Annotated in this window: 9 protein-coding genes; 6 read left to right on the top strand and 3 right to left on the bottom strand. The window is 70.4% G+C overall.

Annotated elements, in window-relative coordinates:
* Nucleotides 1-73: 73 nt before the first annotated feature.
* The 6 genes from I5071_RS02010 to I5071_RS01985 all read left to right on the top strand — a co-directional run bounded on the left by I5071_RS02010 (nucleotide 74) and on the right by I5071_RS01985 (nucleotide 10,168).
* Nucleotides 74-1,078 carry an AraC family transcriptional regulator gene (locus I5071_RS02010; RefSeq protein ID WP_236520172.1) on the top strand — a complete coding sequence of 335 codons (1,005 nt, stop codon included), beginning with the start codon at nucleotides 74-76 and terminating at the stop codon, nucleotides 1,076-1,078.
* A 73-nt stretch (nucleotides 1,079-1,151) separates the two neighbouring features.
* Entirely contained in the window at nucleotides 1,152-1,922 is a 771-nt protein-coding gene (locus I5071_RS02005) for an Lrp/AsnC family transcriptional regulator (protein ID WP_236520171.1), read from the top strand.
* Between the two features lie 111 nt (nucleotides 1,923-2,033).
* The gene (gltB, locus tag I5071_RS02000) at nucleotides 2,034-6,617 is read left to right on the top strand and encodes a glutamate synthase large subunit (RefSeq protein ID WP_236520170.1); all 4,584 of its coding nucleotides are present in this window, start codon (nucleotides 2,034-2,036) and stop codon (nucleotides 6,615-6,617) included.
* A 21-nt stretch (nucleotides 6,618-6,638) separates the two neighbouring features.
* Complete coding sequence (locus tag I5071_RS01995; RefSeq protein WP_236520169.1) at nucleotides 6,639-8,090, top strand: glutamate synthase subunit beta; 1,452 nt, start codon at nucleotides 6,639-6,641, stop codon at nucleotides 8,088-8,090.
* Nucleotides 8,091-8,695: 605 nt separating this feature from the next.
* Complete coding sequence (locus tag I5071_RS01990) at nucleotides 8,696-9,733, top strand: alpha/beta hydrolase family protein (RefSeq protein WP_236520168.1); 1,038 nt, start codon at nucleotides 8,696-8,698, stop codon at nucleotides 9,731-9,733.
* Nucleotides 9,734-9,835: 102 nt separating this feature from the next.
* Nucleotides 9,836-10,168, top strand: coding sequence for an FAD-dependent oxidoreductase (locus tag I5071_RS01985; RefSeq protein ID WP_236520167.1), 333 nt, complete (start codon nucleotides 9,836-9,838; stop codon nucleotides 10,166-10,168).
* Between the two features lie 146 nt (nucleotides 10,169-10,314).
* On the opposite strand, the gene I5071_RS01980 is transcribed toward I5071_RS01985, so the two are convergent.
* The 3 genes from I5071_RS01980 to I5071_RS01970 form a co-directional block, all read right to left on the bottom strand.
* A complete protein-coding gene (locus I5071_RS01980) occupies nucleotides 10,315-12,414 on the bottom strand; it encodes an MYXO-CTERM sorting domain-containing protein (protein ID WP_236520166.1) in 2,100 nt (699 codons plus the stop codon).
* A 319-nt stretch (nucleotides 12,415-12,733) separates the two neighbouring features.
* On the bottom strand, nucleotides 12,734-13,411 hold the full coding sequence (locus tag I5071_RS01975; RefSeq protein WP_236520165.1) for a helix-turn-helix transcriptional regulator: 678 nt from the start codon (nucleotides 13,409-13,411) through the stop codon (nucleotides 12,734-12,736).
* A gap of 7 nt (nucleotides 13,412-13,418) precedes the next feature.
* Nucleotides 13,419-13,835, bottom strand: coding sequence for a DUF1761 domain-containing protein (locus I5071_RS01970; RefSeq protein ID WP_236520164.1), 417 nt, complete (start codon nucleotides 13,833-13,835; stop codon nucleotides 13,419-13,421).
* Between the last annotated feature and the right edge of the window lie 38 nt (nucleotides 13,836-13,873).

Here is a 13,873-nt window from a genome sequence, read left to right as displayed (position 1 = left end):
TCCGAGATCGGCTCGCCGGCGGCGCCGATGGCGTGATTTGTGGTCCCGGTGGCGTCTTCGGTACGCTGCCGCCGTGAACCGTGCGGACGCAAGCATCGAAGGGAACGCGATCCGCGTCTCGTCGTTCGTCCTCACCTGGCCGCGCCTGCTCGGGCTCTCGCTCGACGAGGTCGCGCGCGCGTCGGACATCCCACTCGCCCGGCTCGAGAGCGGCGCCGAGCTCTCGTACGAGGAGACGCTCGCGCTCTGGCGCGCGCTCGAGACGATCACCGGCGATCCCGTCGTCGGCCTCCACGCCGGCGCCCGCTTCACGATCGATCAGATGGGCGTCGTCGGTCCCGCGCTCGCGCACTGCACGCACCTCGACGCCGCGATCGATGCGCTCGTGCGCATCATGAACATCTTCGTGCGCAACGCGCGCATCGCGCGGGTGGACACCGAGGACGGCGCCGGCATCGAGTACCGGATGCCCACGCTGCGCACGCGACAGGGCGCCGACACGATCTTCGCCGCGACCACCGCGCTGGTGCGCCACTGCACCGCGACCCACGTCGTCCCGATCGCGCTCGAGCACCAGATGCCGCGCTGCGGAGAGGCGCAGTACGAGCGCTTCTTCGGAGTGCGACCGCGCTGGGATCGTCCCACGAGCTACCTGCTCTTCGCGCGGGCCGATCTCGCCCTGCCCTTCCGCGGCGCCGCGCCCGAGCTCGCCGCGCTGCTCTCGGAGCACGCGCCGCGCCTCCTCTCGAAGAGCGAGAGCGTCTCGTTCGATCAGGAGCTCGAGCGCGCGTTCTGGGCCGCCCACGCCCGCGGCGAGGCGAGCCTCGAGACCACCGCCGCCGCGCTCGGCGTCGGCGCGCGCACGCTGCAGCGACGGCTGACCTCGATGGGCTCGACCTTCGCGCAGCAGCGCGGCGAGATCCTCCATCGCCGCGCGCTCCAGCTCCTGCGCGACGAGCAGATCCCGATCGACGTGATCGCGGAGCGCCTCGGGTACAGCTCGCGCACCGCGTTCGAGCGCGCGTTCTCGAGGTGGTGCGGGAAGACGCCGCACGCCGTGCGCACCGAGTCGCGCTGACCGCGCGGCACGCGCCGTACGCGGCAATCGGCTCCTCGCCGCGCACACGAGGACATTCCAGCATTCCCCGCGCGTGAATCGCGCGTTCGCCTGCGCGACGCGGATCGCACGTCCCCGAAAGGGATGGCGTGACGAGCGTCACACGACCGAAGAATGTTTGGCGCGTCGCGTCGAGATCCCGAATCGAGCCAAACGACATTCGGCAGTCGCGATAGAAGTCGGAATGGCCGTACGAGAAACCGGATCGGCGCCGAAAACTGTTGTTGACACGCCGCGTCAGGCCACGTACACCGTTGCCTCGATGTCACGCTCCGCGGCGCCCCTGCTCGATGCGATCGACCGAGCGCTCCTCGATGCGCTCCAGGACGACTGCAAGCAGCCCCTCGCGAAGCTCGGCGAGCGCGTCGGTCTCTCCGCGCCGTCCGTGCTCGAGCGCGTGCGCAAGCTCGAGCAATCGGGCCTCATCACCGGCTACCACGCGGTGATCGACCCGCGCGTCGCAGGGTTCGACGTCGGCGCGTTCATCGGCATCGGCATCGACCACCCGCGCTCGATCCCCGGGTTCGAGGAAGCGGTGCTGGCGATCCCCGAGGTGCTCGAGTGCCACCACGTCACCGGGCGCCACACGTTGATGATCAAGGTCCGCACGCAGAACACCGAGTCGCTGCACCGGCTGATCAGCCTGCTGCGCGAGCTCCCCGGTGTGGCGCGGACCGAGACGATGGTCGTGCTCGAGACGCAGCTCGAGCGCCAGCGCCTCGTGCTGCCGGCAGTCGCCGAAGAGGACACGCCACCGCCGCGTCGTCGTGCGCGCGCCACGCGTAGTGAAGTGCCCGAGGCCTGATCGCTCAGGCGTCGCGCGTCGTTCCGTTTCCCATCGCTTGGTGATGAGTCGCTCGCGCGCACCGGTGGCCTGCCGGGCGCGACGAGCTCGTTCGCAGGGGAGAGGGTGGTCATGAACGAGAGCCGGGATCGTCAGGACGAGGTGGTCGAGCCCGCATCGCCCGAGGTGCGTCGTCTCGCCGCCGCCGAGGGCCTCTACCGACCGGAGAAGGAGTCGGATGCGTGCGGCGTCGGCTTCGTCGCGACCCTACGCGGCGATCGCACGCACGCGATCGTCACGCACGCGCTCACGGTCCTCGAGAACCTCGAGCACCGCGGCGCGGCCGCGAGCGATCCGCTCACCGGTGACGGCGCCGGCATCCTCATCCAGATCCCGCACGAGCTGCTCGCGCAGGAGTGCGCGAAGCTCGACATCCCCCTCGGCGCGCCCGGCACCTACGGGCTCGGCATGCTCTTCCTCCCGCGCGACGAGGCGCTTCGCGCCGAGGTGATCGCGCTGATCGAGCGCATCGTCGAGGGCGAGGAGCAGGTCGTCCTCGGCTGGCGCGAGGTCCCCGTCCAGACCGACAAGGCGGGCCCCGCGGCGCAGAAGACGATGCCGCACGTCGCGCAGATCCTGATCGGCCCGGGCACGCTCCCGAGCGACGACGCCGCGCTCGATCGCAAGCTCTACGTGATCCGCAAGCGCGTGGAGAGCGAGTCGCGCCGCCTCGGCCTGCGCGAAGAGGAGTATCCGTACTTCGCGTCGCTCTCGACGCGCACCGTCGTCTACAAGGGCCTGCTCACGCCCGAGCAGCTCCCGCGTTATTACGTCGACCTCGCGGACGCGCGCAGCACGACCGCGCTCGCGCTGGTGCACCAGCGCTTCTCGACGAACACGTTCCCGAGCTGGTCGCGCGCGCATCCCTACCGCCGCATCGCCCACAACGGCGAGATCAACACGCTGCGCGGCAACGTGAACTGGATGAAGGCGCGCGAGCCGGTGCTCCAGGCGCCGGTGTTCGGCGAGGACGTCCAGAAGCTCCTGCCGATCATCGACGAGAACGGCAGCGACTCGGCGATGTTCGACGACGTGCTCGAGCTGCTCGTGCACACGGGTCGCTCGCTGCCGCACGCGATGATGATGATGATCCCCGAGGCGTGGCAGCAGCACACCTCGATGGATCCGGTGCGCCGCGCCTTCTACGAGTACCACTCGTGCGTGATGGAGCCCTGGGACGGCCCGGCCTGCATCGCGTTCACCGACGGTCGCTTCATCGGCGCGACCCTCGATCGCAACGGCCTTCGTCCCGCGCGCTACGTGGTGACGAAGGACGGGATGATCGTGATGGCGAGCGAGGTCGGAGTGCTCGACGTCGAGCCCGAGAACGTCGCCGCGAAGAACCGCCTCCAGCCCGGGCGCATGCTCCTCGTCGACACGAAGGAAGGGCGCATCGTCGACGACGCGGAGATCAAGTCGCAGGTCGCGTCGCGCCGTCCCTACGGGCGCTGGGTCGGCGATCACATGATCCGCCTCGGCGAGCTCCCGGAGCAGCGCGGCTCGGTGCCGCCTCCGGTCGACGCGCTCACCCGCCGTCGCCTCCAGCAGGCGTGGGGCTACACCGAGGAAGAGCTGCGCATCGTGCTCGCGCCGATGGCCGCGCTCGGCGAAGAAGCGGTCGGCTCGATGGGCAACGACACGCCGCCCGCGGTGCTGAGCGATCGCCCGCAGCTGCTCTTCTCGTACTTCCGGCAGCTCTTCGCGCAGGTCACGAACCCGCCGATCGATCCGATCCGCGAGCAGCTCGTGATGTCGCTCGTCCAGTGCCTCGGCCCGGAGAGCAACCTCTTCGTCGAGAGCCCGCAGCACTCGCGCAAGCTCCAGATCGAGAGCCCGATCCTCAGCGAGGAAGACCTCGAGAAGATCCGCGCGCTCGATCAGCCGGGCCTGCTTGCGCACACGATCGGCACGCTCTTCGATCCCAAGCAGGGCATCGAGCGCGCGCTCCTCGAGATGTGCCACGAGGCCGAGGAAGCGGTCCGCCAGGGCAGCACGCTGCTCATCCTCAGCGACCGCGGCGCGACCAAGGATCGCGCGCCGGTGCCGAGCCTGCTCGCGCTCTGCGCGATCAGCCGCCACCTCATTGCGCAGGGCCTGCGCCAGCGCTGCGGCCTGATCGTCGAGAGCGGCGAGCCGCGCGAGGTCATGCACGTCTGCCTGCTGATCGGCTACGGCGCGGGCGCGGTGTGCCCGTGGATGGCCTACGACTCGATCGCGGCGATGCACGCGGAGGGTCTGCTCGGCGCGCCCAGCGCGGCCGAGCAGCTGCCGCTCCACAAGGTGCTCGCGAAGTACCGCAAGTCGATCGAGAAGGGCTTGCTCAAGGTCATGAGCAAGATGGGCATCTCGACGATCCAGTCGTACCGCGGTGCGCAGATCTTCGAGGCGCTCGGGCTCTCGAAGGCGCTGATCGAGCGCTTCTTCCCGGGCACGCCGACGCACGTCGAGGGCATCGACATCGTCGACATCGAGCGCGAGACGCTGGCGCGCCACGCGGCGTCGTGGGCGAAGCCGAAGCTCGAGGTGCTGGAGAGCGAGCTCGATCCCGGCGGCAGCTACCAGTTCCGCCGCGGCGGCGAGCGCCACGCGTGGAACCCCGGGACGATCGCGATGCTGCAGCACGCGGTGCGCGGCGGGTACTACGACAAGTTCAAGGCGTGGACGAAGCGCGTCGACGAGGAGACGCGCGCGGAGGGCGCGATCCGCGGCCTCCTCGACTTCGTGCCTGCCGAGCCGATCTCGATCGACGAGGTCGAGCCGGCGCACGAGATCGTCAAGCGCTTCAAGACCGGCGCGATGTCCTTCGGGTCGATCTCGAAGGAGGCGCACGAGACGCTCGCGATCGCGATGAACCGGATCGGCGCGAAGTCGAACACCGGTGAGGGCGGCGAGGATCCCGAGCGCTGGACGCCCGACGAGAACGGCGATCTGCGTCGCTCGGCGATCAAGCAGGTCGCGAGCGGGCGCTTCGGCGTGACGATCGAGTACCTCACGAACGCCGACGAGCTGCAGATCAAGATCGCGCAGGGCGCGAAGCCCGGTGAGGGCGGTCAGCTCCCCGGCCACAAGGTCGACGCGCACATCGCGCGCACCCGCCACTCGACCGAAGGCGTCGGGCTCATCTCGCCCCCGCCGCACCACGACATCTACTCGATCGAAGATCTCGCGCAGCTGGTCTACGACCTCAAGAACGCGAACCCGAGCGCGCGCGTGAGCGTGAAGCTCGTGAGCGAGGCGGGCGTCGGCACCGTCGCGGCCGGCGTCGCGAAGGCGAAGGCGGACCTCATCCTCATCAGCGGTGACTCGGGCGGCACGGGAGCATCGCCGCTCACCTCGATCAAGCACGCGGGCCTCGCGTGGGAGATCGGCCTCGCGGAGACGCAGCAGGTCCTCGTGCTCAACGGCCTGCGCGGTCGCGTGCGGGTCGAGACCGACGGTCAGCTGAAGACCGGCCGCGACGTGGTGATCGCCGCGCTGCTCGGCGCGGAGGAGGTCGGCTTCGGCACGATCTCGCTGATCACGATGGGCTGCGTGATGATGCGCGTCTGCCACCTCAACACCTGTCCGGTGGGTGTGGCGACGCAGGACCCGCGCCTCCGCGCGCGCTTCTCGGGACAGCCCGAGCACGTGATCAACTTCTTCTCGTTCGTCGCGGAGGAAGTGCGCGAGCTGATGGCGCAGCTCGGCTTCCGCACCTTCGACGAGATGATCGGCCGCGTCGATCGCCTCCGTCAGCGCGAGGACGTGAAGCACGGCAAGGCGCAGAAGCTCGATCTGTCGCGCCTGCTCTGGGCGCCGCCGATCGCCGGTCCGCGCCGTCGCGTCGGCGCGCAGGATCACGAGCTCGAGCTCGCGATGGACACGGTGCTGCTCGAGCAGGCGCGCCCTGCCCTCGAGCGCGGTGATGCGGTCGAGATCCGCATGCCGATCCGCAACGTGCACCGCACCGCGTGCACGATGCTCAGCCACGAGGTCGCGAAGCGGTACGGCGTCGAGGGCATGCCCGACGGCACCATCCGCATCCACTTCACGGGCTCGGCGGGCCAGAGCTTCGGCGCGTTCCTCGCGCGCGGCATCGACGTGACGCTCGAGGGCGACGCGAACGACGGCTGCGGCAAGGGCCTGAGCGGCGGGCGCATCGTGGTGCATCCGCCGGAGGGCGCGGGCTTCGTGCCCGAGGAGAACATCGCGATCGGCAACGTCGCGCTCTACGGCGCGACCAGCGGCGAGCTCTTCGTGCGCGGCATGGCGGGCGAGCGCTTCGCGGTGCGCAACAGCGGCGCGACCGCGGTGGTCGAGGGCTGCGGCGATCACGGCTGCGAGTACATGACGGGCGGTCTCGTCGTCGTGCTCGGGCCCACCGGTCGTAACTTCGCGGCGGGCATGAGCGGCGGCATCGCCTACGTGCTCGACGCCGACGGCCTCTTCGAGACGCGCGTGAACAAGGGCATGGTCGAGCTCGAGACGCTCGACGCGGAGGACCTCCAGCGCATCCGCTCGCTCGTGCATCGCCACTACCAGCGCACGATGAGCGCGCATGCGTGGAAGGTGCTCAGCGGGTGGAAGCAGTGGAGCCGGCGCTTCGTGAAGGTGATGCCGGTCGAGTACCGCAAGGTGCTCGACGCCAAGCGCGGCGCTTCGGTTCGGATTGCTTGAGCTCGAGGAGGACTGACGACCATGGGAAAGCCGACGGGATTCCTCGAGCTGGAGCGCGCGGAGCCGGAGAAGGAGCCGGTCCAGGAGCGCGTGCGTCACTACCGCGAGTTCGAGCGGCGTCTGCCGATCCTCGAGGCGCGTGATCAGGGCGCGCGCTGCATGAACTGCGGCATTCCGTTCTGTCACACCGGATGTCCGCTGGGGAACCGCATCCCCGACTGGAACGACCACGTCTACAAGGACCGCTGGGAGCGCGCGAGCATCGCGCTGCACGCGACCAACAACTTCCCCGAGATCACCGGCCGCATCTGCCCCGCGCCCTGCGAGGAGGCGTGCGTGCTGAACATCCCGGAGGAGCCGGTCTCGATCAAAGCGATCGAGCGCTCGATCGCGGATCGTGCGATCGAGCAGGGCGGCGGGCTTCGTCCGAAGATCGCCGAGGTGCGCAGCGGTCGTCGCGTCGCGGTGGTCGGCTCGGGCCCTGCGGGCCTCGCGGCGGCGCAGCAGCTCGCGCGCGCGGGCCACGACGTGACGGTGCTCGAGCGCAGCGATCGCCTCGGCGGTCTGCTCCGCTACGGCATCCCCGACTTCAAGATGGAGAAGGGCCACATCGACGCGCGCGTCGAGCAGATGAAGGCCGAGGGCGTGGTGTTCCGGACCGGCGTCAGCGTCGGCACCGACGTCTCGCTCGAGGGCCTGCGCGCGATGCACGACGCGGTGGTGATCGCGACCGGCGCGACGCGCCCGCGCGACCTGCCGATCCCGGGCCGCGAGCTCGGCGGCGTGCACTTCGCGATGGAATTCCTCGAGCAGTCGAACCGCATCGTCGCGGGCGACACCGTCGCGGATCAGATCCGCGCGACGGGCAAGAAGGTCGTCATCCTCGGCGGTGGCGACACCGGCAGCGACTGCCTCGGCACGTCGATCCGTCAGGGCGCGGAGAGCATCACGCAGATCGAGCTGCTGCCGCGTCCGCCCGAGGGCCGCACCGACGAGCAGCCGTGGCCGCTGTGGCCGTGGAAGATGCGCACGTCGAGCAGCCAGGAAGAGGGCGGCGAGCGCGAGTTCGCGGTGATGACGAAGCGCTTCATCGCGGGCGAAGGCGGCAAGGTGCGCGCGATCGAGGTCGTGCGCGTCGAGTGGTCGGAGGATCGCCGCACGATGAAGGAGGTCGAGGGCAGCGCGTTCGAGATCGAGTGTGATCTCGTGCTGCTCGCGATGGGCTTCGTCGGCCCCGAGGACCGCACCTGGCACGGCATGCCGGTCGCGCAGGATCCCCGCGGCAACGTGCGCGCCGACGTCGAGGGCTGGGCGACGAGCGTCCCCGGCGTCTTCGCGTGCGGCGACGCGCGCCGCGGCCAGTCGCTGGTGGTGTGGGCGATCTGGGAAGGTCGTCAGGCCGCGCGAGCGGTGGATGCGTATCTGACGGGCACGACCCAGCTCACGACGACGCCGTACCAGTACGCGCCCTGAGCGCTTGAGCGATCGTTCAAGAACGCGGCCCGCAGTCTCGACGAGACTGCGGGCCGTGTCGCGTTCGGGCCTCACTCGGGTCGAGCTCGGCCCCGAGCGGCATCATCAGGTAGCTGGTGAACCTCGCAGCGCCGTAGACGACCCCGGACTCCTCTGCGTCGCTATCCACGCGGTGGAAGCCCGCGCCGACGGGCACGCGAGCGGTCCGGAGCGTCGTGCCGTCGAGCGGCGTATTGCTCCGCTGGCGGACATGCATCGTGGACGCTCTCGCCGGCTACCGTGCTCGTCGTCGTCGGGCTCTCGACCGCGTGCTCGCCGGTCGTGCGGAACATCGCCACGGAAGTCCCCGAGCCGCTGATCCACGAGTCGCTGCGCACGCTGGAGCAGGAGGACACGCGCGAGCTCGCAGCCGAGGTGTTCTCGACCCCGGAGGTGCGCGACGCGACGAGGCGGTTCGTGGCGACGCTCAGCGCGCTCCGCGCTGCTGTCTGGCTTCAGCTCGAACGCGCGGCGGGCAGGGGGGCGTCGGAGCAGATGATTCGGGGGCGTTTGCCGCGAAGTGGGACGGACGCATATGGCGCACACCACAGTCCATGGGAGGAGTCATGGCCCGGATCTCCGAAGAGCGAATGCAGAAGGCATTGCAGCAGCTGGAGACCATCTCGCCGGAGGATCACGCGAAGGTGAAGGCCCTGGCGGAGATCGTGAAGCCGCTCCGCAGCGTGCTCTTCAAGACTCCCGACGACTACGGAATGAAGGGCTGGCGGGACATCTACTTCCAGTCCGACGACGGGACCCCTCTGGAGGGCTGGTACATCCCCGCGACGGGCGGTGAGAGCGACCGACTGATCATCTTCAACCATGCGCTCCCGATGTGCCGCGCGGGATTTCCCGGACATCTCGGCGAGCCGTGGAGCCGGTTCGACGCGGTCGAGATCGATTTCGTGATCCAGATGAAGCACCTGGCCGACGCGGGCTACAACGTGCTCGCCTACGACATCCGGAACCACGGCAACAGCAGCGCGGCCAACGGCGGCTTGTCGGGGATCGGACGGTGGGAGTGGCGCGACTGCGTGGGCGTGAAGAAGTACGTCGACGCGCACCCGACGCTCGGGCGGATGAAGGTGGGGCTCTACAGCCAGTGCATGGGCGGCAACTCGCAGTACGAGGCGATCTGCCGGCGGCCCGAGCTCTTCGCGAACGTACTCTGCATGTGCAGCCCGCTGGTCGTGTCGATGGCCGCGATCTTTTCGGCGTTCTCGGAGATCCAGGGGGTCAGCGACTACCAGGAGCTCATCGATCTCGAGCTGCTGAAGATGGGCGCGTTCGTCGCTGCGGAGATGACTCCGCAGCTCTTCGCGTCCGGGGTGACGATGCCGGTGCTGATGGTGCAGGTCCGGAACGACTCGTGGACCCGGAACCCCGAGGATGCCCAGAAGACGTTCGATCTCCTGGGGAGCGACGAGAAGCAGCTGCTCTGGATCGAGAACACGACTCGGCGCTTCAAGGACGGATACAACTACTTCGGTCGGTACCCGGAGAAGATCCTGCCGTTCTTCGAAGAGCACATGAGCCGAGCCCCTGCGATCGCGACGTCGCAGCGGAAGGGCGCCCGCGCGGCCGAAGCGGGTCGCTCGTCGTAGCGGGTGTCTCGTCAGCGCCGAGCGCGAGCTCGCGGTGATGACGAAGCGCTTCATCGCGGGCGAAGGCGGCAAGGTCCGCGCGATCGAGGTCTTGCGCGTCGAGTGGTCCGCGGATCGCCGCACGATGAAGGAAGTCGAGGGCAGCGCTTCGAGATCGAGTGCGATCTCGTGCTGCTCGCGATGGGCTTCGTCGGCCCCGAGGACCGCACCTGGCACGGCATGCCGGTCGCGCAGGATCCCCGCGGCAACGTGCGCGCGGACGTCGAGGGCTGGTCGACCAGCGTGCCCGGCGTGTTCGCGTGTGGCGACGCGCGCCGCGGCCAGTCGCTCGTGGTGTGGGCGATCTGGGAAGGCCGTCAGGCCGCGCGAGCGGTGGATGCGTATCTGACGGGCACGACCCAGCTCACGACGACGCCGTACCAGTACGCGCCCTGAGCGAGCGTGGCGCCGACGCTGGTGCAGTCGGCCGAGCGGGTCAGTCAGTCGCTGGATATCCTAGGCGCTCCATCGCGCCGACGATCTGCTCCGCGAGCCGATCGTTCGTCAAAACGAACGATCGGCTGCGCGGGGGGCAGCGAGCGTCAGCGTCGGGCGCGGCGCCGCGCGATCGCGAGCCCGAGGGCGGCGAGGGCGAGCCACGCCGCGGCCACGGGCTGCGATCCGGCGCCCGCGCGGCACGCGCACCCGCCGCTCGACGCGGCCATCGCGTCGCCCGCGTCGAGACGCCCCGCATCGCCGCCGGCCGAAGCATCTTCGCGCACCGAAGCATCTTCGCTCAGCGAAGCATCTTCGCTCACCGAGGCATCGTCGCTCACCGAAGCATCGACGCCGGCGTCGGTGCACGCGTCCGTGTGGGTGCACGCATCCGCCTCGCACGCGTCGTCGGTGCACGGGTCTCCGTCGTCGCACTCCGAGCTCGCGTGGCAGCACTCGGGCACCGCGGTGTGGCTGCAGGTGCCGCCCGGGCCGCTGCACGCGTCCGCGGTGCACACCTCGCCGTCATCGCAGTCGGAGTCGAGGTTGCAGCAGCCGTCGATCGGCGTGTGCTCGCACGCGCCGTCGGGCTCGGTGCATGCCTCGGAGGTGCAGAGGTCTCCGTCGTCGCAGTCGATCGGAGCGCCGCTCGTGCACGCGCCCGCCTGGCAGACCTCGGCACCGTCGCACGCGATCGCATCCGCGCACGGAGATCCGTCGGCCACCGAGAGGTCGGTCGGGCATGCGGTCGCGGCGCCGGTGCACGCCTCCGCCGCGTCGCAGATCCCCGCGGCGCTCCGGCAGATCGTCCCCGCCGCGACGAGCGCGTCGGCGGGACAGCTCGCAGTGCCGGTGCACGTCTCGGCCACGTCGCACGCTCCCACGGCCGCGCGGCACGTCGTGCCGGGCGCCGCGAGCACGTTCGCGGGGCACGCGGTGCTGGTCGCAGAGCAGGTCTCGGCGGGGTCGCAAGCGCCCGCGGACGCTCGACACGTGGTCGTGCTCGCGACCGCGGCGCGGAGCGGTCCGCACGTGCCGTCGGTCGCGCCTCCGCTCGCCACGCTGCACGCCCGGCAGTCGGCGGCGCCGCCGCCGCACGCGTCGTTGCAGCACACGCCGTCCACGCACGTGCGCGCGCCGGGGCAGTGCGCGGCGGCCGTGCAGAAGCCCGAGTAGATCACGATCGTGTCGGTCGCGGTGCGCCCGCCCGCGTCGGTGACGCGGAGCGTGATCGTCTGCGGCGACGGCGAGGTGCTCGGCAGCGGTCGCGTCGCGCCGGAGCCGAGCGATCCCGAGGCCGAGCTGGACCACGCGTACGTGTACGGCCCGACGCCGCCGGTCGCGGTGCCGGTGAGCGTGATCGGGCCGGCGCTGAACGCGACGTGCTGGGCCGCGTCGGCCGGCGCGGTGATCCGCGCGACGAGCGGCGCCGGCGAGAGGAACGTCACCGAGACGGCCGTCGCCGACGTGTTCCCGCCGTGCCACGCGACCGGGTAGAGCTCGACGCCGCTCGGCTGGGTGCCGGTCGGCGGGTACCCCGTGCTCGAGTTGTCGTAGATCCACGCGCCGCCCGTCATCCCTCCGCAGCTCTCGACGCACGGGTGCCACGCGACCTCGGGGTACGACCACAGCGCGTGCGCGGGAGCGACCGAGGCGCTGAGCGGAACCGAGTAGTACCTCCCCTCGATCGGGTTCATCCCGATCTGCGCGAGGAGGCGGTTCGCCGCGTTCGCGAACATCGACCAGGCGGTCCCGACGAGCAGTCCGCCGCCACGCTCCTGCAGCGCGCGGAGGTAGTTCCGGAGGAGCGCCAGCTCGCCTGCGGGAGGCGTCGCGGTGGTCCACACCGACGACAGGATGCGGGCGTCGAGGATCGCGTGGGGTCGTCCGCGGTCGACGTACCACTGCCCGACGCGCGTCGCCGCGGCGACGATCGGCGCGGCGGTGTCGGGCCCGGCCGTGAGGTCGATCCACCAGATCTGCTGGAAGGTGTCGAGCGAGGGCAGCGCCGCGCTCGTCGTCGTCACGTGGAACGTGGTCACCGTCGCGCCCGCGGCGGTGAGCGTCGTCCCGATCCGCGCGACCTCCGGCCCGTAGGTGACGGTGTCCTCGATGGTCACGATCGCCACCCGTTGGGCGCGCGCGGTCGCAGCGGCGCCGAAGGAGATCGCGAAGAGAACGGCCGCGAGGGCGTGGATGCTGCGCATGTCGAGGCTCCGGAACCGCGATCGCCGCGGCTCGAAAAGAACCGCCACGCTAGCACCCCCGACCCGCCGAACCGCGAATGAACGCTCCTCGTTCGCAGAGTGGAGCGCGACATCCGTGCGGAACGCCGACGCGCTCCCGGATGACTTCCGCGACCTGCTGGTCGCGCTCGTCGACGCCCGCGCAGAGTTCGCGCTCGTCGGCGGCTATGCCCTCGCGCCGTGCGGGCACGTGCGCGGCACGGACGATCTCGACGTGTTCGTCCCGCCCACCGCGGAGAACGCACGGCGCGTGTTCAGGCCCTCACTCCGCAGCGAGCTCCTACCCCGACCGCGCACGCCAGCGGCGCCGGAGCGCGACGGGCCCCTCGGCGTAGCGCGTGCGGAGGAACTCGATGCGCCGGATGCGATCGACGCGGAAGATCCGGAAGTCCTCTCGCAGCTCGCACCACGCGATCACCACCCGCACGCGCGTCACGTAGCCGACGAGGAACGGGTGGATCACGCGCTCGCTCGTGGCCTCGTCGGCGTCGGCGTAGTGGATCGCGAGCTTCCGGCCCGCGCGACACCACTCGCGCAGACGCGGCACGTCGGGCTCGCTCGGGCTCGTTCGCTCGCGCGGCGGTGTGCCGACCACGGGATCGTCGATGAGCGGTCGAAGACTCTCCGGGACGATCGCGGCCACCTTCGCCCGCACGTCGAGCGCGGCGCGCACGAGGTCTTCGTCTGCATGCGCGACCACCCACTGACAGCCGAGCGCGACCGCTTCGATCTCGTCGGCGGTCAGCATCAGCGGCGGCAGGTCGAACCCGCGATCGAGCACGTAGCCGACGCCCGCCTCGCCTCGGATGGGCACTCGCTGTGCGACCAGCGCGCCGACGTCGCGGTAGATCGTCCGCTTGCTGGTCTCGAGCTCGGCGGCGATCGCGTCCGCGGTCATCGGGCGCGTCGCGCGCCTCAGCACGTGGATGATCTCGAACAGTCGGTCGGCCCGACGCATCGGAGGACTACCCCAGGCCCACGAGGATAGCGCACGACATCAGGCTCCCGAGCACGAACATCGGCGCGTTGATCGCGGCGTAGTGGAGCGGCCGCGGGAAGAGCGGGTTGATCGCGATGTTCACGGTCATCGCGACGAGGTACCCGACGCCCACCACGAGGCCGAGCCCGAGCGCGTCGGCGAACGTCGTGATCCCGAGCGCTCGCATGAGCACCGCGCTCGTGACGATCGTGGCCGCGCTGCAGACGAACGGACCCACGAGGAAGATCGCGCTCGGCTTCTCGGGCGGACGATCGGCGATGCCGAGCGCCGCCGCGTACTGCTTGCCGAAGAGCCCCATGAACCACACTCCGCCCAGCACGAAGTGCGCGACGCTCGCGAGCACCACTGCGAGCCAATTCACCTGCGACAGCGCGACGATCATGACGCTCCTCCTTCTTCTCCGGGCGGGGCCTCGTGCCC

Source organism: Sandaracinus amylolyticus (genome assembly GCF_021631985.1).
GTDB lineage: Bacteria > Myxococcota_A > Polyangia > Polyangiales > Sandaracinaceae > Sandaracinus > Sandaracinus amylolyticus_A.
The sequence above is the reverse complement of the archived record's forward strand: the minus strand, read 5'-3'. Positions and strand labels throughout refer to the sequence as shown.